19 protein-coding genes are annotated in these 16,662 nt (G+C 68.3%); 14 read left to right on the top strand and 5 right to left on the bottom strand.

Annotation, left to right across the window (positions count from 1 at the left end; translation table 11 throughout):
* Positions 1-101 precede the first annotated feature (101 nt).
* The 14 genes from rpsP to ACFVVK_RS05630 all read left to right on the top strand — a co-directional run bounded on the left by rpsP (position 102) and on the right by ACFVVK_RS05630 (position 11,033).
* Complete coding sequence (gene rpsP, locus ACFVVK_RS05565; protein WP_390264591.1) at positions 102-527, top strand: 30S ribosomal protein S16; 426 nt, start codon at positions 102-104, stop codon at positions 525-527.
* A gap of 1 nt (position 528) precedes the next feature.
* Positions 529-771 (top strand): RNA-binding protein, encoded by a 243-nt coding sequence (locus ACFVVK_RS05570; protein ID WP_018773450.1) that lies wholly within the window; start codon positions 529-531, stop codon positions 769-771.
* A 108-nt stretch (positions 772-879) separates the two neighbouring features.
* Positions 880-1,491 carry a ribosome maturation factor RimM gene (gene rimM, locus ACFVVK_RS05575; RefSeq protein WP_390264594.1) on the top strand — a complete coding sequence of 204 codons (612 nt, stop codon included), beginning with the start codon at positions 880-882 and terminating at the stop codon, positions 1,489-1,491.
* A complete protein-coding gene (gene trmD / locus ACFVVK_RS05580) occupies positions 1,492-2,304 on the top strand; it encodes a tRNA (guanosine(37)-N1)-methyltransferase TrmD (RefSeq protein WP_390264597.1) in 813 nt (270 codons plus the stop codon).
* A gap of 250 nt (positions 2,305-2,554) precedes the next feature.
* Positions 2,555-2,914 carry a 50S ribosomal protein L19 gene (gene rplS, locus ACFVVK_RS05585; protein ID WP_090953186.1) on the top strand — a complete coding sequence of 120 codons (360 nt, stop codon included), beginning with the start codon at positions 2,555-2,557 and terminating at the stop codon, positions 2,912-2,914.
* A gap of 128 nt (positions 2,915-3,042) precedes the next feature.
* Positions 3,043-3,723, top strand: coding sequence for a signal peptidase I (lepB, locus tag ACFVVK_RS05590; RefSeq protein ID WP_390264600.1), 681 nt, complete (start codon positions 3,043-3,045; stop codon positions 3,721-3,723).
* Positions 3,724-4,725 (top strand): signal peptidase I, encoded by a 1,002-nt coding sequence (gene lepB, locus ACFVVK_RS05595; protein WP_390264603.1) that lies wholly within the window; start codon positions 3,724-3,726, stop codon positions 4,723-4,725. It abuts the gene before it with no gap.
* Between the two features lie 10 nt (positions 4,726-4,735).
* Positions 4,736-5,401 carry a ribonuclease HII gene (locus tag ACFVVK_RS05600; protein ID WP_390264606.1) on the top strand — a complete coding sequence of 222 codons (666 nt, stop codon included), beginning with the start codon at positions 4,736-4,738 and terminating at the stop codon, positions 5,399-5,401.
* A 61-nt stretch (positions 5,402-5,462) separates the two neighbouring features.
* A complete protein-coding gene (locus ACFVVK_RS05605; RefSeq protein ID WP_018773443.1) occupies positions 5,463-5,789 on the top strand; it encodes a DUF2469 domain-containing protein in 327 nt (108 codons plus the stop codon).
* A 151-nt stretch (positions 5,790-5,940) separates the two neighbouring features.
* Complete coding sequence (locus ACFVVK_RS05610) at positions 5,941-6,303, top strand: YraN family protein (protein WP_390264609.1); 363 nt, start codon at positions 5,941-5,943, stop codon at positions 6,301-6,303.
* Positions 6,304-7,851, top strand: a complete 1,548-nt coding sequence (locus ACFVVK_RS05615) for a YifB family Mg chelatase-like AAA ATPase (protein ID WP_390264611.1) — start codon at positions 6,304-6,306, stop codon at positions 7,849-7,851.
* Positions 7,852-7,939: 88 nt separating this feature from the next.
* On the top strand, positions 7,940-9,127 hold the full coding sequence (gene dprA, locus ACFVVK_RS05620; RefSeq protein WP_390264614.1) for a DNA-processing protein DprA: 1,188 nt from the start codon (positions 7,940-7,942) through the stop codon (positions 9,125-9,127).
* A 78-nt stretch (positions 9,128-9,205) separates the two neighbouring features.
* Positions 9,206-10,132, top strand: coding sequence for a tyrosine recombinase XerC (locus ACFVVK_RS05625; RefSeq protein ID WP_390264617.1), 927 nt, complete (start codon positions 9,206-9,208; stop codon positions 10,130-10,132).
* A 397-nt stretch (positions 10,133-10,529) separates the two neighbouring features.
* Positions 10,530-11,033: a DUF3145 domain-containing protein gene (locus ACFVVK_RS05630; RefSeq protein WP_090953201.1), complete on the top strand. Its 504-nt coding sequence runs from the start codon at positions 10,530-10,532 to the stop codon at positions 11,031-11,033.
* A 204-nt stretch (positions 11,034-11,237) separates the two neighbouring features.
* On the opposite strand, the gene fabF is transcribed toward ACFVVK_RS05630, so the two are convergent.
* The 5 genes from fabF to ACFVVK_RS05655 all read right to left on the bottom strand — a co-directional run bounded on the left by fabF (position 11,238) and on the right by ACFVVK_RS05655 (position 16,444).
* Positions 11,238-12,473 carry a beta-ketoacyl-ACP synthase II gene (fabF, locus tag ACFVVK_RS05635; RefSeq protein ID WP_390264620.1) on the bottom strand — a complete coding sequence of 412 codons (1,236 nt, stop codon included), beginning with the start codon at positions 12,471-12,473 and terminating at the stop codon, positions 11,238-11,240.
* 197 nt (positions 12,474-12,670) lie between these two features.
* Positions 12,671-12,916 carry an acyl carrier protein gene (locus ACFVVK_RS05640; RefSeq protein ID WP_090953205.1) on the bottom strand — a complete coding sequence of 82 codons (246 nt, stop codon included), beginning with the start codon at positions 12,914-12,916 and terminating at the stop codon, positions 12,671-12,673.
* 208 nt (positions 12,917-13,124) lie between these two features.
* Positions 13,125-14,186: a beta-ketoacyl-ACP synthase III gene (locus ACFVVK_RS05645; RefSeq protein WP_390264623.1), complete on the bottom strand. Its 1,062-nt coding sequence runs from the start codon at positions 14,184-14,186 to the stop codon at positions 13,125-13,127.
* Positions 14,183-15,112: an ACP S-malonyltransferase gene (locus tag ACFVVK_RS05650; RefSeq protein ID WP_390264626.1), complete on the bottom strand. Its 930-nt coding sequence runs from the start codon at positions 15,110-15,112 to the stop codon at positions 14,183-14,185. Before ACFVVK_RS05650 ends, ACFVVK_RS05645 begins: the two co-directional genes overlap by 4 nt.
* An 87-nt stretch (positions 15,113-15,199) precedes the next feature.
* On the bottom strand, positions 15,200-16,444 hold the full coding sequence (locus ACFVVK_RS05655) for a PucR family transcriptional regulator (protein ID WP_390264628.1): 1,245 nt from the start codon (positions 16,442-16,444) through the stop codon (positions 15,200-15,202).
* Positions 16,445-16,662: the final 218 nt, after the last annotated feature.

Consider the following 16,662-nt stretch of genomic DNA (forward strand, 5'->3'; position numbering starts at 1 on the left):
CGCGTCCGGATCTTGTCCTTTAGAACCCCCTAGTATGGCCCGCCCCACGGGTGCAGAACGCCGGGCTCGACCCCGTTTCAGAAACAGGAGTGACCACAAAAGTGGCCGTAAAGATTCGCCTTAAGCGCTTCGGTAAGATGCGCGCACCGTACTACCGCATCGTCGTCATGGACTCACGCTCCAAGCGTGATGGCCGTGCCATCGAAGAGATCGGCAAGTACCACCCGACCGAGGAGCCCTCGTACATCGAGGTCGAATCGGACCGCGCCCAGTACTGGCTCGGCGTCGGCGCACAGCCGTCCGAGCAGGTTGCCGCGATCCTCAAGATCACCGGTGACTGGCAGAAGTTCAAGGGTCTCCCCGGCCAGGAGGGCACCTTGAAGACCAAGGCCCCCAAGGCTGCCTTCGTTAGCCCGGAAAAGGGTTCCGTGATCATCCCGGAAGCCATCACCAAGAAGGCTAAGAAGGACGAAGCTGCCGAGGCTCCCGCCGACGCCGCCGAAGCAGAGACCACCGAGGCTGAGTAAATTGCTGGCAGAAGCGCTCGAACACCTGGTCCGCGGGATTGTTGACAGCCCCGAGGACGTCAAGGTCAGTGCGAAGAACAACCGCCGCGGGGAAACCCTCGAGGTGCGCGTTCATCAGGACGACCTCGGACGGGTGATCGGCCGGCAGGGCCGGACCGCACGCGCATTGCGCACTGTGGTTGCGGCGCTGGCGGACGGCGAGCCGGTCAGGGTCGACGTCGTCGACACGGACCGCCGCCGCTAACGCGTTCAGCATTACTTGTCTTACAAGCCGGCCCCTTCACCAGATGGTGGAGGGGCCGGACTGCTTTCAGCTCAACCCCCACACGACCAACCCCGAACAGAGGACCAGATGCAGCTCCAGGTGGCACGAATCGGCAAACCCCACGGCATCCGCGGCGAAGTGACCGTCCAGGTGCTGACCGACGCGCCCGGCGACCGCTTCGTCCCCGGGACCCAGTTTGTGGTGGAGCCTGCCTCGGCAGGTCCGCTTACCGTCGAGAGCGCCCGCTGGAACAAGGACATCTTGCTCCTGGCGTTCGAGGAAATCGAGACCCGCAATGACGCCGAGACTCTTCGCGGCGCAAAGTTGTTTGTCGAGACCGAGGACATCGACGAGGACGACGACGAGGGCTGGTACGAGCACGAGCTCGTGGGCCTGGACGTCCGCGTGGGCGACGTCGTCGTCGGCAAGGTCTCGGCGCTGCACACGATGCCGGTCCAGGACCTGCTGGTGGTCACCACGGCCGAGGGCAACGAAGTCCTAGTGCCGTTCGTGGAGCAGATTGTGCCCGAGGTCAATGTCGGCGAAAAATACGTCGTGGTCACGCCTCCGCCCGGGCTTTTCGAGGTCAACACCGACGACGCCGCTGAGTCGCCGGCCGCCGACGAGCCGGCTGACGTCAAGCAGGCCGACCGGCAGGGGCCCGAGGGCACTGAAGGCACCGCCGGGAGCAACGCGTAGATGAGAATCGACGTCGTCAGCATCTTTCCGGAGTACCTGGCCCCGCTGGAACTGTCCCTGATCGGCAAGGCCCGGCAGGACGGGCTGCTGGACCTGCAGGTCCACGACCTGCGCGAATACACCACGGACCGGCACCGGACCGTCGATGACACCCCCTACGGCGGCGGAGCCGGCATGGTCATGAAGCCGGAGCCCTGGGCCCAGGCGCTGACGGCCGTGGCGGCAGCGCGGCCCGAGGAGGCCGGCGTTCCAGGATCGGCCGCCAGGCCGGTGCTGATCGTCCCGTCGCCGGCCGGGGAGCGGTTCACCCAGGCCACCGCGCATGAGCTCGCGGCCGAGGACCAGCTGGTCTTCGCCTGCGGCCGCTACGAGGGCATCGATGAGCGGGTGCTGGAATGGGCCGCGGACCACTTCACGGTGCGCCCGATGAGCCTGGGGGACTACGTCCTCAACGGCGGGGAGGTCGCCGTGCTGGCCATGGTCGAGGCCGTCGGCCGGCTGCTGCCCGGCGTCGTCGGCAACCCCGAATCCCTCGTGGAGGAGTCCCACTCGGACGGGCTTCTCGAGTATCCCGTGTACACAAAGCCCTCCAGCTGGCGGGACCGGGACGTCCCTGCGGTGCTGCTGAGCGGCAACCACGGCAAGATCGCCCAGTGGCGCCGGCACGAGCAGTACCGGCGCACCGCGGAGCGCCGCCCCGACCTCCTTGACGCGTTCGACGCCGGCGCGCTGCCCCGCGCGGACCGCACGGCGTTCGCTGACCTGGGCTACGACGTCGTCGACGGTCGCCTCGTGCGCCGCCCGGAGGCCTAGGCGCTCCGAGGCCTTGAGGCCCTGGTTGGTTTGTTCTGGTTGATTGTGGCAAAATTAGTCCTTGTGCCTGCTGGGTTGCGAACCTGCCACAGGGGGAGCGCTACCAACAGCCCGGCACCCCGGTCCCGTCTAGTCCTGACAGGGCCGGATTGACAAACTTTCGGCGGAAATTTCCGGGCGGCACCTGCCCCCGGGCCTGGCCGCCGTAACCCAAAGTGGATGACCTGTGGCGTTCACCAGGAGTGGATCAATGCATATCCTCGATTCCGTAGATGCAGCCTCGCTGCGCAGCGATGTTCCCGAGTTCCGCGCGGGTGACACCATCAAGGTTCACGTGAACATCATCGAAGGCAAGAACTCCCGCGTCCAGGTCTTCCAGGGCTTCGTCCTGGGCCGCCAGGGCGATGGCGTCCGCGAAACCTTCACCGTCCGCAAGGTTTCCTTCGGTGTCGGCGTAGAGCGTACCTTCCCGGTGCACTCCCCGATCATCGACAAGATCGAGCTCGTCTCCAAGGGTGACGTGCGCCGCGCCAAGCTTTACTACATGCGTGCACTGCGTGGTAAGGCCGCGAAGATCAAGGAAAAGCGCGACTTCCAGACCGCCAAGTAAGCCTTCCAGACTTTCACAGGCTTTCACCGCGGCTCCACGGACCGTACCCCGTGCGTCAGCTAGCGCGGCGCCGGAGCTATCCGCAACAGCGCCAATTTAGTTCACCACAGCGCCAAGGGATACGGAACATGGAACAGCCAAAACGCCAGCCCAGGAACCCGGGCTGGCGTTTTGCGTTGCTGGCCGTTGTGCTCGCGGTGGCCCTCAGCGCCGTGGTCCGCTCGCTGTGGGTGGACATCTACTACATCCCGTCCGGCTCCATGGAACCGCTCCTGCTTACGGGGGACCGGATCCTCGTTGCGCGTACGGGCGTCGAGGCCGGATCCCTGGCCCGGGGTGACGTCGTGGTCTTCGACGGCCGAGGCTCCTTCGCCCCGCTGAACAGCGGGAAGGGACCCGTGGTGGACGCCGTCGCAGAAGCTGGCCGCTGGCTCGGCCTTGCGGGCAGCGACACCACGTACGTCAAGCGCATCGTCGGACTGCCCGGTGACCGCGTGGTGTGCTGCGACGCCGGCGGCCGGCTCACAGTCAACGGCCAGCCAATTGCGGAACCCTATCTGTATCCGGGGGATACCCCGAGTTCTATGAAGTTCAGTGTTGAGGTGCCGGCGGGACGGCTGTGGCTCATGGGGGACCACCGTTCGGCGTCGGCCGATTCGAGGAGCCTCCTCGGCGCCCCGGGCGGCGGCATGGTGCCGCTGGAACGCGTGATCGGCCGGCCGGTACAGATCATCTGGCCGCTTGATAGATTTGCAGCAGTAGCGCGGCCCGGACAGGCCGCGACAACGACGACGACGAACGGACAGTAGATGCCCGAGACAGAACCCCGCATTCCTGATCCGCAGGGCCAGGACCTGCCGCGGGGTACCTCCTCGGCGCTCCCCGACGGGCAAGAGGCCCAGCTCCCGACCACCCGGCTGCCGCAGGCACGGGCCGCGGGCGAAGGCGCGGACGGTCGTGTCCGGGATGCGGGCGCGGGTGCCGACGCGGCGGGAGCTGCTGGGGCAGTTGGCGCGGCCGCCGCGGGGCCGGTGCCGCAGGGCGACAACGCCGAAGCGCCGGGCGCTGACCGGTCGGGTCCCGCCCACGCTGGACCGTCCTCCCGGCGGGCCAGGCGGGCCAAGGCCCGCGAGGGGCGCAGCCCGCTCTACGTGTGGCTGAAGGAAATCGCCACCGTTGTGATCGTCGCCGTCGTGCTGTCCTTCCTGATCAAGACCTTCCTGTTCCGGGCCTTCTACATCCCGTCCGAATCCATGGTCAACACCCTCGACGTGAACGACCGCATCTTCGTCAACCTCCTCGTGCCCGAGCCCATGGCGCTCCAGCGCGGCGACGTCGTCGTATTCAAGGACAGCCAGGCCTGGCTCGCCCCGGTCGCGCCGAAGACGAAGGGGCCGTTCACGTCGGTGCAGGACGGGCTGACGTTCGTCGGCCTGCTCCCGGACAACTCCGAACAGCATCTGGTCAAGCGCGTCATCGGGCTCCCCGGCGACCATGTGGTCTGCTGCGACGCCGGCGGCCAGCTCACCGTCAACGGTGCACCGCTGGACGAGAAGTACATCAATCCCGCGGAAATTCCCCAGGTCCGCGACTTCGACGTCGTGGTGCCCGCGGGCAAGGTGTGGGTCATGGGCGACAACCGGAACCACTCCGCGGATTCACGCGCCCACATGGACACCAACGGTGGCTTCGTCAACGAATCCGACATTGAAGGCAAGGCCGCTGTCATCGCATGGCCGCTGAACCGGATCTCCGCCCTGGACAACTATCCGGACGTCTTCCGCAACGTGCCGGCCCCGGAAGCAAAGTAAGCCGATCGCCATGTCCGTTGCCCCCACCCTCGACTACGAACGCCGCTTCCGCGGCTCCGGCGCCCGGCTGCTCGCGGGCATCGACGAGGTCGGCCGCGGCGCCCTCGCCGGCCCTGTCAGCGTGGGAATCGCCGTCGTGGACCTGGAACAGCCGAAGCTCCTGGCCGACGTCCGGGACAGCAAGCTGCTCAAGGTCGGGGACCGGGAGCGGCTGGTACCGGTCGTCCAGCAGTGGAGCGTCGCCTCGGCCGTCGGGCACGCGTCCGCGAAGGAGATCGACGACCTCGGAATCATCGCAGCCCTCCGGCTGGCCGGAAACCGGGCGTGGTTCGCCGTTCTGGCCGCCGGCGTCCGGCCCGAAGTGGTCCTGCTGGACGGCAGCCACAACTGGCTCTCCCCGGATCTGCAGCCGTCCCTGTTCGACGACGCTCCCGCCGAGCCCGGATGCGACGCCCCGGTGCACACCCTCGTGAAGGCCGACATGCAGTGCCTCAGTGTCGCTGCGGCCAGCATCATCGCCAAGGTCGAGCGGGACCGGATGATGTGCGAGCTGCACAACGAATACCCGGCCTATGGCTGGGACGTGAACAAGGGGTACGGTACCGCCACGCACAAGGAGGCCCTCCGCGCCGCCGGTCCCTCGCCGTACCACCGGGTCAGCTGGCAGCTGCTCTAACCCGCGGATGCCCCGCTGTCGCGTGGCGCGCGGGCGGCGTCCGATGGTGCAAGATGGAACCATGAGTGCCGAGGACCTTGAAAACTATGAGACCGACATGGAGCTGCAGCTCTACCGCGAATACCGCGACGTCGTCGGGCTGTTCAGCTATGTGGTCGAGACCGAGCGGCGTTTCTACCTTGCCAACCATGTGGATCTTCAGGCCCGCAGTGCCGACGGCGAAGTCTATTTCGACCTGACCCTGCAGGACGCCTGGGTGTGGGACGTCTACCGCTCCGCCCGCTTCGTCAAGAGCGTCCGCGTCATCACCTTCAAGGACGTCAACGTCGAGGAACTGCCGCGCAGCGAGGAGCTGGCCCTGCCCAAGGTGGAGGACCTGGGCAACTGATCCTTCGTTGATCAGTTGGGGGGAGCCGGCCAGCGGCCGGTTCCCCCGACTTTTCCCCCACAGGCGGCCGCGCCGCCGTTTCCGGTGCAGGTTTCCCACATAGCCCAAGTGGGTGCTGTGTCCGGCCCGTGCGTCGCTGCACGCTGGAGGCATGAGAGCTAAGGATGTGCTGGGCCGGCGCGGTGAGGAACTGGCGGCGGGCTACTTGGAAGCCCAAGGCATGCAGATTCTGGACCGCAACTGGCGCTGCCCCGAGGGTGAGATTGACATCGTGGCGCTGGACGGCGACGCACTGGTCATTGCGGAGGTGAAGACTCGGAAATCCCTGGCATACGGGCACCCGTTCGAGGCCGTCGGTGCGGAGAAGCTGGGCCGGTTGCACCGGCTGGCGTCTGCGTGGTGCCGGTCGCAGGGGCTGCGCGCCGGCCCCTCGCCCTGCCGTGTGGACGTGATCGCCGTGCTCGACGACGGCATCGGCGAGCCCGCCGTCGAACACCTCAAGGGGGTGGGGTAGGTGGCGTTGGGACGGACATACTCGGTCGCCCTCGTGGGCCTCAACGGCTACATCGTGGAGGTCGAGGCCGACATCGGCCAGACCCTGCCCGCGTTCGTGATTCTGGGCCTCCCGGACGCCTCGCTCAACGAGGCCAAGGAGCGCATCCGCTCCGCGGCGCAGAACTCCGGGATCCCGCTCAGCCGCCGGAAGATCACGGCCAACCTCATCCCGGCCTCGCTGCCCAAACGCGGTTCCGGCTTTGACCTCGCCATCGCCATGTCCGTCCTGCTGGCGGCGGATGACATCCGGCCCACGGGCCGCACCGTCTTCATCGCCGAGCTGGGCCTGGACGGCCGGCTGCGGCCCGTGCGGGGCATCCTTCCGGCCGTGATGGCGGCAGTGCGGGCAGGCTACCCTGAAGTCGTTGTGGCCCGGGCCAACGTGGCCGAGGCCGAACTCGTCCCGGGTGCCAAGGTGCGGGGCTATGCCACTCTGGCCACGCTGGCCTTCGACTGCGGTGCCGATCCGCAGGACCTGGCCCTCGACTTCGAACCAGAGCCAGAGGACACCGACGGAGCAGATACCGGCACAGGACCCGCGCTGGCGCCGGACATGTGCGATGTCTCCGGCCAGGCCGCGGCACGGCGCGCCTTGGAAGCGGCGGCCGCGGGCGCCCACCACCTCCTGATGACGGGGCCGCCCGGGGCCGGGAAAACCATGCTTGCCGAGCGGCTGCCGGGTCTGCTGCCGGACCTCGGCGACACCGAGGCCATGGAGGTCACCGCCATCCGCTCCCTGTGTTCGCTCCCTTCGGCCGCTGTGCAGCTGCTGCGCCGGCCGCCCTACGAGAACCCGCACCACACGGCCACGGCGGTGGCCATCATCGGCGGCGGGTCCGGGCTGCCGCGGCCCGGAGCAGCGTCCCGGGCACACCGGGGAGTGCTGTTCCTCGATGAGGCCCCCGAATATGACCGCGGCGTCCTCGACGCCCTGCGGCAGCCACTCGAGAGCGGTGAAGTGGTCATCCACCGGTCGGCCGGGGCCGCGGCCTATCCCGCCCGGTTCCAGCTGGTCCTCGCGGCCAACCCCTGCCCGTGCGGCAAGGCAACAGGGAAAGGGGTGGAGTGCATCTGTACTCCCACCATGCGCCGCCGGTATCAGGCCCGGATGTCCGGGCCGCTGCTGGACAGGGTCGACATTCAGCTCGAAGTCGAACGGGTCTCACTCGCAAGCTTCGGCCAGCCGGTGGCCGAGGAGGGATCCGCGACCATCGCGGCGCGGGTCCGCAAGGCGCGGGACCGTCAGCTGGAGCGACTGCTGCCCTTCGGGATGGAAACGAACTCGCAGGTGCCGGGGCGCCTGCTGCGTGGAACGCTGCGGCTCAGGGCCTCCACTACCCGCATCCTGGACTACGCACTGGAACGCGGTGCCCTGACGGCACGAGGCTATGACCGGGTCCTGCGCCTCGCCTGGACCCTGGCCGACCTGTCCCCGCACGACGCCCCGGACGGCGACGACGTGGGGCAGGCGCTGGGGCTGCGCCAGACCGCGTCGGGCAGCCCGTAAGTCCGCGGGCCCAGATGCTCAGCTCCAGACCAACGTGGCTGCCTGCCAAGCCGGCAGCCACGTGGGTAGTCAGAGAGAAGGAACCACCATGAGCGATGACGAACGGACAGCCCGGGCAGCCCTGTCCCGGCTGGTCGAGCCGCAGGACGCCGCGGCCCTGGCCCTGGTCCAGGCCGCTGGCGCGCAGGATGCCTTGGCGATTGCCAGCGGCCGGCTAGCGGCGGGTCCGGCGCTCGAACAGGAGATTGCGGCAATCCTCGCCGACAGCGGTTCCGGCAGTGGCTGGTCCGGGCTGAATCCGGCGCTGCAGCGCTGGGCTCCCCGAATCCCCGACCTCGCCCCCGAACGGGACCTGGCCACCATGCAGCGGCTCGGTGGGCGGCTCATCATTCCCTCAGACGGCTTGTGGCCCCCACAATTGGCGGACCTCGGGCTCCAGGAACCCCTGTGCCTGTGGTGGCGCGGCGTCGAGCAGGAGCTGCCCGCAGCGGCGATGACTATCGCCCTTGTGGGTTCCCGGGACAGCACCAGCTACGGGGCCTCGGTGACGGGTGATCTTGCGTACTCGCTGGCCCAGCGCGGCTTCACTATTGTTTCGGGCGGCGCCTACGGGATTGACGCCCACGCCCACAGGGCAGCTCTTGCCGGAAGCCAGGCCGGTCTGCCCACCATTGCCGTCATGGCCGGGGGAGTTGACCGGTTCTATCCGGCAGGGAACGAGGACCTGCTCCGCGCCGTGGCCGACCACGGCGCAGTCCTGGCCGAAGTCCCGCCCGGGTCCGCGCCTACCCGTTACCGGTTCCTGCAACGGAACCGGCTAATTGCGGCGCTCGCCTCAGTCACCGTGGTGGTCGAGGCCCGATGGCGGTCTGGTGCGCTCAACACGGCGCACCACGCGGAAAGTCTGGGCCGGGCCGTAGGCGCCGTTCCCGGATCGATCCATAGCGCCAATTCGGCCGGCTGCCACCGTCTGCTCCGGGAAGGCGGGGCCGTGTGCGTCACGGATGCGGGGGAAATCGCTGAGCTCGCCTCCCCGAGCGGTGATTCCATGCCCGCGGACAGGGCGGGCCGGAAGGAGGTTCAGGACGGGCTCACCCTTGAGGATCTGATCCTGCTCGACGCGTTGCCGCTACGGACCACGACCTCGGTCGAGAAGCTCGCCACGGTGGCCGGCCTGAGCCCGGAATCGGTCCGGGCAGGGCTTGGCCGGCTGGGGCTGCTGGGACTGGCTGAATCGCGGCACGGCGGATGGAAACGCACCGGGAAGGAGTCCTGACATGATCAGCGCCGCCGGGATGAGGCGGCTCGCCGACCGGCTCCTTGATTGCCCAGGGATTACTGCCAGAGTAGGAGGGTGTCTACACAGGTCCTTCCCGCCGCGCTGGCCGGCGCCGCCGCACGTTTTGGCCGCTACCTGGAAGCGGAGCGGGGGCGGTCTGCCCACACGGTGCGGGCCTACTTCTCCGACGTCGAGAGCCTGCTGGCACACGCCGCGACCGAGGGGGTCCAGGACCTGGCCGGAGTGGAACTGGGAACCCTGCGCCGCTGGCTCGGCGCCCAGAGCGAGTCCGGCAAGTCACGCGCCACCCTGGCCCGCCGCGCAGCCACGGCCCGGGCCTTCACCGCCTGGGCCGTCCGCGAGGAACTGATCGAAGCGGATCCCGCCCTGCGGCTCAAGGCTCCGAAGCGGGAGAAGTCCCTTCCGGGTGTCCTGCATCAGCGCCAGGTCCGGCGGCTGGTCGACGACGCAGCAGCCGCCTCCGCAGAGGGCGAACCGCTGGCCTTGCGTAACCGCGCCATGCTCGAGCTGCTCTACGCCACGGGCGTCCGGGTTGGGGAGCTGGTCGGGATGGACGTGGACGACCTTGACCCGGATCGCAGGACCCTGCGGGTCCTCGGCAAGGGCAACAAGGAACGCACCGTGCCCTACGGGCTGCCGGCGGCGCTCGCCGTCGATGACTGGCTCCGGCGTGGCCGGCCGGCCTTCGCGACCGGCACGAGCGGACCGGCGCTTTTCCTGGGCGTCCGGGGAGGGCGGGTGGACCAGCGCCAGGTCCGCAGCGTGGTCAAGGACATGCTGGAGGGGCTGGGGGACACGGGCGCCACCGGGCCGCACGCGCTGCGGCACTCGGCCGCCACCCATTTGCTCGACGGCGGGGCGGACCTGCGTGCCGTGCAGGAAATCCTCGGCCACAGCAGCCTTGCCACCACCCAGATCTACACCCACGTGTCCGTGGAGCGGCTCCGGCAAAGCTACCAGCAGGCGCACCCCCGGGCGTGAGGCCAGCCAGCGCTGCCCACCCTGTCGGTGGCGGTTGCGTCATGTGGCGTCACCTAACGGCCGGAGGCGGTCCGGACCTGGCCCATAGCGGCCCGGAGGCCGCCTTAAACCCGCTTTGGAGGCGCCCCTCGGGGCTGTTCCGGAGACCCGGAGCGGCGCGCCGGGGTGACGCGCCGAATCGCACTGGCGTAATTAGGAGGGGTAGGGCACAATAAAACTCACGCCCGGGAAGTTTCAAGTTGAGCTTGAAGCTGGAATGCATCACGTCCCAGCTTGGAATCCGGTTGTACAACAGTAGTCATGCAGGGACCGCCGGCACCATTACGAATCCGCGCAGCAGGCAGACATCCAGGCAGAGGTCGTTGGGGAAGACGTACCTACAGCTATGGAGGATGGAATGTCTGTTGCACTGACCCGCGGTGTGTTGTTCGTTCACTCGGCCCCGACTGCCTTGTGCCCCCACGTGGAGTGGGCCATAGGGTCCGTCGTGGACAAACGGACGGACTTGGAGTGGACTGCTCAGCCTGCTGCGCCCGGAATGTTCCGGGCCGAGCTGTCGTGGACCGGGAAGCCGGGCACGGGGGCTCAATTGGCGTCGGCTCTGCGCGGCTGGGCGCATCTGCGCTACGAGGTCACCGAGGAGCCCAGCCAGGGAGTCGACGGCGGACGCTGGTCGCACACCCCCGAGCTGGGGATCTTCCACGCCACCACTGACGTGCACGGCAACATCATGGTCTCCGAGGACCGCATCCGCTACGCCTACGAATCCGGCGCCGGCGACCCCTCGGCCGTCTACCATGAACTCTCGCTCGCCCTCGGCGAGGCCTGGGATGAGGAGCTGGAGCCCTTCCGCCATGCCGGCGAGGGCGCCCCGGTGCGCTGGCTCCACCAGGTCGGCTAAAGACCCGTCCGCCGCAGGCCCGGCAGCCGTTTCGCCGCAACCCCGGCAGTAAACGCAGCACAGTTCCGCAGCAATCCCATATCAAGGCGCAGAATCCATAGCCAGGCGCCAAACGACAGATGGCGGCAATGTTCACACTGAACATTGCCGCCATCTGTCATGTGGGCGTCACCCGTCGTGTAGACCGGGCACCGGGAACGTGCACTACACGCTGCGTACCGCGATCACGGCATTGTGGCCGCCGAAGCCGAACGAGTTGCTCAGCGCGGTGATGCTGCCGGAGGGCAGGTCGCGGGCCGTCGTGACGACGTCGAGCGGGATTTCGGGGTCCTGGTTCTCCAGGTTGATGGTGACCGGGGCCTTGCGCTCGTACACAGCCAGGACCGTCAGGACTGCTTCCACGGCACCGGAGGCGCCCAGCAGGTGCCCCATCTGGGACTTCGTGGCGGAGACCGCGACGCTGTCAACGTGCTTGCCCAGGGACGCCTTCAACGCGGTGTACTCGGGCTTGTCGCCGACCGGGGTGGAGGTGGCGTGCGCGTTGACGTGCACGACGTCCTCGGCCTGGATGCGGCCGTCGAACATGGCTGCCTTGAGGGCACGCGTGGCGCCGAGGCCCTCGGGGTCCGGGGCGGTGATGTGGTAGGCGTCGGCCGTGACCGAGGTGCCGGCCAGTTCGGCGTAGATCCGGGCACCGCGGGCCAGGGCGTGCTCCTCGGCTTCGATGACGAGGGCGCCGGCGCCCTCACCCATGACGAAGCCGTCACGGTCCCGGTCGTAGGGGCGGGAGGCCCGCTCCGGGTCGTCGTTGCGGCGGGAGAGCGCCTGCATGGAGGAGAAGGCGGCGATCGGCATCGGGTGGATGGCGGCTTCGGCGCCGCCGCAGACGACGACGTCGGCCTTGCCGGAGCGGATCAGGTCCAGGCCCATGTGCACGGCTTCGGTGCCGGAGGCGCAGGCCGAGACGGGGGTGTGGGCGCCGGCGCGGGCGCCGAGGTCCAGGCTGACTGCCGCCGCGACGCCGTTGGGCATCAGCATGGGCACGGTCATGGGCAGGACCCGGCGGGGGCCCTTTTCGCGCAGGGTGTCCCAGGCGTCGAGCAGGGTCCAGACGCCGCCGATGCCGGTGGCGAAAGCCACGGCGAGGCGGTCGTGGTCGATCTCCGTGATCCCGGCGTCGGCCCAGGCTTCGCGGGCCGCAATGACGCCAAACTGCGTGGACGGGTCCATGCGCTTGGCCTCGACCCGGCTAAGGACTTCGAGGGCCGGGGTGGAGGCCCGGGCGGCGAAGTGGACAGGCAGTTCGTACTTTGCCACCCAGTCGTCCTCAAGCGTGTGCGCGCCGGAGACGCCCTTGAGCGCGTTCTTCCACATCGTGGGGACATCGCCGCCGATGGGCGTCGTGGCACCCAGCCCGGTAATGACTACTTTGCGTGCCATGGGATCACTCTCTGTCGGTGCGCCTGCCGTGTCCGGAACCCGCAAACGGGGTCGCCGGGGCCTGCGTTGGGGAAAACTCTGTGGTGGTGCACTTGGTGCACGTGGTGGTGCACTCGAATGGTGGTGCTGGGGGCCGGTCCGGGCGCTGCTGCGCCGGGACCGGCCACCGGGTCCGCCGTTGGCGGCGAGAGCGTGGCTTAGGCCTGGGCGCTGGAGATGAAGGTGACGGCGTCGCCGACGGTCTTGAGGTTCTTGACCTCTTCGTCCGGAATGCGGACGCCGAACTTCTCTTCGGCGTTGACCACGATGGTCATCATGGAGATGGAGTCGATGTCCAGGTCCTCGGTGAAGGACTTGTCCAGCTCGACAGCCTCGGGCGCCAGGCCCGTCTCTTCGTTGACGATTTCAGCCAAGCCGGCCAGGATTTCTTCGTTGCTAGCCATTGATGGCTCCTTTTCTAGTTGGTGCCCTCGGCTGCCGGTGGAGTGCCGGCGGTCTTGGGCGGAAATGATTCAAGCCGAGGGTTTCGGCTTGGTGCGGGAGTGCTTGCTGTGCGCCGTTCGGGGAAGAGATCGGAATCTCAGGCCGGCGGTGCAGAGGTGAAACAGGCGGAACGTATCTCGTATTCAGTTCAGAAAAGCGGGTGGCTGCCTAGGGAAGCACGACCACCTGGGCGCCGAAGACCAGTCCGGCTCCAAAGCCGATCTGCAGCGCCAGCCCGCCGCTGAGCTCGGGGTTTTCCTCGAGCAGGCGGTGGGTGGCCAGGGGGATGGACGCCGCCGAAGTGTTCCCGGCGTCGGCGATGTCACGGGCGATCTTGACCGTCTCAGGCAGTTTGAGCTTCTTGGCCATTTCGTCGATGATGCGCATGTTGGCCTGGTGCGGGATGAAGGCGGCGAGGTCATCGGAGGTGATGCCGGCGGCGTCCAGGGCCTGCTGGGCCACCTTCGCCATCTCCCAGACGGCCCAGCGGAAGACGGTCTGGCCGTCCTGGCGCAGCGTGGGCCACAGGGATGCGTCTGTGACGGCGGCTTCTTCGGCGCTGACGGCTCCGCTGTTCCTGCCGGCCCGGGCGAGTTCCCGGACGTCCAGCATGGAGTGGGTCATGCCGATGGCATCCCACTTGCTGCCGTCCGAGCCCCACACCGAAGGGCTGATGCCCGGCGTGTCGGAGGGGCCGATGACGACGGCGCCCGCGCCGTCGCCGAGGAGGAAGGAAATGGTCCGTTCCGTGTTGTCGATGACGTCGGAGAGCTTCTCGGCGCCCACCACCAGGACGTACTTGGCCGCTCCGGAGCGCACCAGGGCGTCGCCCTGGGCGATGCCGTAGCAGTACCCGGCGCAGGCCGCGGAGATGTCGAACGCCGGAGCCGGCGTCGCGCCGAGCCGGTCGGCCAGGCTTGCGGCGGCGGACGGGGTGGCGTAGGGGTGGGTGACTGTGGAGACGATCACGGCGCCCAGCTGCGAAGCTTCGATGCCGGCCTTCTCCAAGGCCTCACGGGCTGCGCCTTCGGCCATGTCGATCACGCTGACCTCGGCCGGGGCACGGTGCCGGGTAATGATGCCGGTGCGCTGGCGGATCCATTCATCCGAGGAATCGATCCACTGGCAGACGTCATCGTTGGTGACGATGACCTCGGGCCGGTACGCGCCGACAGCCAGGATCCGGGTGTTTTCCTGGACGGGCGCCTGCTTCAGAGTGGGAACGCTCATGCCCCTCCCTCCAGTTCTGCAAATAGGGCCAGGGCCGCGGAAAGATCGTCCGGGGTCTTGACGGTGACGGTCTTGACGCCGGGCATGCCGCGCTTGGCCAGGCCGGCGAGGGTCCCTGCGGGAGCCAGTTCAATCACACCGGTCACGCCGCGCTGCACCAGCGTCTCCATGCAGAGGTCCCAGCGGACCGGGCGGGAGACCTGGGCGATCAGGCTGTCGACGGCGGCGGCGCCGTCGGTGACTTCCGCGCCGTCGTAGTTGGACAGCAGCGGCACCCGCGGGTTGCCGGGGTGCAGGGACGGGCGCAGCGCCTCGAGGGTGGCACCGGCCGGAGCCATGTGTGAAGTATGGAACGCCCCGGCAACCTTGAGCGGAATGACCCGCGCCTTGGCCGGCGGGTTCTCGGCCAGGACCTTGAGCTGCTCCAGGGTGCCGGCGGCCACGGTCTGGCCTGCACCGTTGACGTTGGCCGCGGTGGCGCCTGCGGCTTCAATGGCTGCCACGACCTCGGCCGGGTCGCCGCCGACGACGGCGCTCATGCCGGTCGGGGTGGCGGCCGCCGCGGCGGCCATACTGTTGGCACGTTCGCGGACAAACGTCATTGCCTCGGGTTCGGTCAGGACGCCGGCCAGTGAGGCCGCGGTGATTTCGCCGACGGAGTGGCCGGCAAGGATGACCGGAAGCGTGCCCAGGTCGACGTCAAACAGCGACTTCGCGGCCACAAGGCCCGCCGCGACGATCAGGGGCTGCGCGACGGCAGTGTCCTTGATGGTTTCCTCATCCGAGGTGGTGCCGTGGGCGGTGAGGTCGATGCCTGCTATTTCGCTGAGGGAGGCCAGGAGGCCTGCGACGGGTGGCAGTTCCAGCCAAGGGGCCAGAAAACCAGGGGTCTGGGAGCCCTGTCCAGGGCAGACGATTGCAAGCACGTAACCAGCTTTCCAAATTACCGCGTGAACATTGGTGTTTTCATGCACCAAGCTCACTGGGTCAGTTTGTAGGAAGTCTACAACGGTTCAGGAGCCGTTTCGGGCAGGCTGCCGTTCGGCGGGGGCCTTCGGCGGAGTCGAAAGCCGGCCAACCACGAGCGCCGTCTGGAGCACGAACGCCTCCCGTGGCAGCAGCGGGTCCCAGCCGGTGACGTCGCAGACGCGCTTGAGCCGGTAGCGCACGGTGTTGGCATGAACGAAGAGCTCGCGCGCTGTCGCCTCCAGCGAATGGCCCAGTTCGAGGTAGGTGCCCAGGGTCTCCACCAGTCCGTTGGAGGCGGCCACCAGGGGCCGGTAGATGTTCTTGACCAGAGACCGGCGGGCCGCGTCGTCACCGGAGATGACACGCTCGGGGAGCAGGTCATCTGCGGCCACCGGGCGGGGCGCCGAGGGCCAGGCCCGGGCAGCGGTCAGCCCGGCGAAGGCCGACTGGGCCGAACCGCTGGCCTCGAGGAGTGAGCCGGCCTCTGGGCCGTAGACCACCGGGCCGGGGGCGAAGAGTTCGCTCAGTTTCAGGTACGCGGTCTCCCGGTCCTGGACCCCGCCGAGGATCAGGATGAGGCGGTCGCCCTGGATGCCCACGAGGGCGTCCTCGGCGAAGCGCCCCGCGGTGCGGCGCAGTTCGCTGACGTAGCTGGCGCTCGGTTCCGACGGGGAATTTCCCACCATGACGGTGAACCGCTCCTGCGCCTTCCAGCCCAGGGCGGCGATCCTCGACCGCAGGGCGTCGGTGTTTTCGCCGCGCAGGATGGCGTCGACAATCAGCGCTTCCAGCCGGGTGTCCCAGGAACCGCGGGATTCCGCGGCGCGGGCGTAGACGTCGGCGGCCGCAAACGCGACCTCCCGCGAATAGCGCAGCACGGCCTCCCGGAGGGCCCCCTGGTCCGCCTCCGGGGCGATGACCGGAACCTGGTCCTCCACGACTTCCACGACGATTCGGATGAGCTGGAGCGCCTTCTGGAGGCTGATGGAGCGGGTCAGTTCGGTGGGGGCGGTGCCGAAGACATCGGACAGGATCCACGACGGCGAACTGGGCCGCTCGTACCAGGTGACGAACGCCGCGATGCCGTTCTGGGCCACCATGCCCAGGGCGGAGCGTTCATCGGAGTTCAGCCGGCTGTACCACGGCAGGGATTTCTCCAGTTGGCGCAATGTCGTGGTCGACAGCTGGCCCACGCTGGCCCGGAGCTTCTTGAGGGTCTCTGCCTTCTCCGGAGTCATCGCCCGCGAGGCCGGCTTGCGTTTTTCTGGAGTGGTGATCGGCTCTGCCATGCATCGAGCATACGCATCGCGCCGCCCAAGCTCCATTTGTGCGAAGGCTACAACTTGCGTTGTCCTGCGTCACACCGGCCCGGCCGGGACGGCGAACCTAAACGCCTCCCGCGCTTATTCGCCCCCTGGCGCTTAAACGCCCGACGGCGGCCCCCTCCTTTCGGAGTGGAGCCGCCGTCGGACACGGTTGCCCGGCGTCGCCGCCCGGCAGGGGCTCG

The organism is Arthrobacter sp. NPDC058192, from assembly GCF_042883665.1.
Classification (GTDB): domain Bacteria; phylum Actinomycetota; class Actinomycetes; order Actinomycetales; family Micrococcaceae; genus Arthrobacter.

Excerpts from the sequence above, each read along its gene's own strand:
- rimM (WP_390264594.1), top strand. The coding sequence starts at position 880 with ATGCAGCTCCAGGTGGCACGAATCGGCAAACCCCACGGCATCCGCGGC.
- trmD (WP_390264597.1), top strand. The coding sequence starts at position 1,492 with ATGAGAATCGACGTCGTCAGCATCTTTCCGGAGTACCTGGCCCCGCTG.
- rplS (WP_090953186.1), top strand. The coding sequence starts at position 2,555 with ATGCATATCCTCGATTCCGTAGATGCAGCCTCGCTGCGCAGCGATGTT.
- lepB (WP_390264600.1), top strand. The coding sequence starts at position 3,043 with ATGGAACAGCCAAAACGCCAGCCCAGGAACCCGGGCTGGCGTTTTGCG.
- lepB (WP_390264603.1), top strand. The coding sequence starts at position 3,724 with ATGCCCGAGACAGAACCCCGCATTCCTGATCCGCAGGGCCAGGACCTG.
- ACFVVK_RS05600 (WP_390264606.1), top strand. The coding sequence starts at position 4,736 with ATGTCCGTTGCCCCCACCCTCGACTACGAACGCCGCTTCCGCGGCTCC.
- ACFVVK_RS05605 (WP_018773443.1), top strand. The coding sequence starts at position 5,463 with ATGAGTGCCGAGGACCTTGAAAACTATGAGACCGACATGGAGCTGCAG.
- ACFVVK_RS05610 (WP_390264609.1), top strand. The coding sequence starts at position 5,941 with ATGAGAGCTAAGGATGTGCTGGGCCGGCGCGGTGAGGAACTGGCGGCG.
- dprA (WP_390264614.1), top strand. The coding sequence starts at position 7,940 with ATGAGCGATGACGAACGGACAGCCCGGGCAGCCCTGTCCCGGCTGGTC.
- ACFVVK_RS05630 (WP_090953201.1), top strand. The coding sequence starts at position 10,530 with ATGTCTGTTGCACTGACCCGCGGTGTGTTGTTCGTTCACTCGGCCCCG.
- fabF (WP_390264620.1), bottom strand. The coding sequence starts at position 12,473 with ATGGCACGCAAAGTAGTCATTACCGGGCTGGGTGCCACGACGCCCATC.
- ACFVVK_RS05640 (WP_090953205.1), bottom strand. The coding sequence starts at position 12,916 with ATGGCTAGCAACGAAGAAATCCTGGCCGGCTTGGCTGAAATCGTCAAC.
- ACFVVK_RS05645 (WP_390264623.1), bottom strand. The coding sequence starts at position 14,186 with ATGAGCGTTCCCACTCTGAAGCAGGCGCCCGTCCAGGAAAACACCCGG.
- ACFVVK_RS05655 (WP_390264628.1), bottom strand. The coding sequence starts at position 16,444 with ATGGCAGAGCCGATCACCACTCCAGAAAAACGCAAGCCGGCCTCGCGG.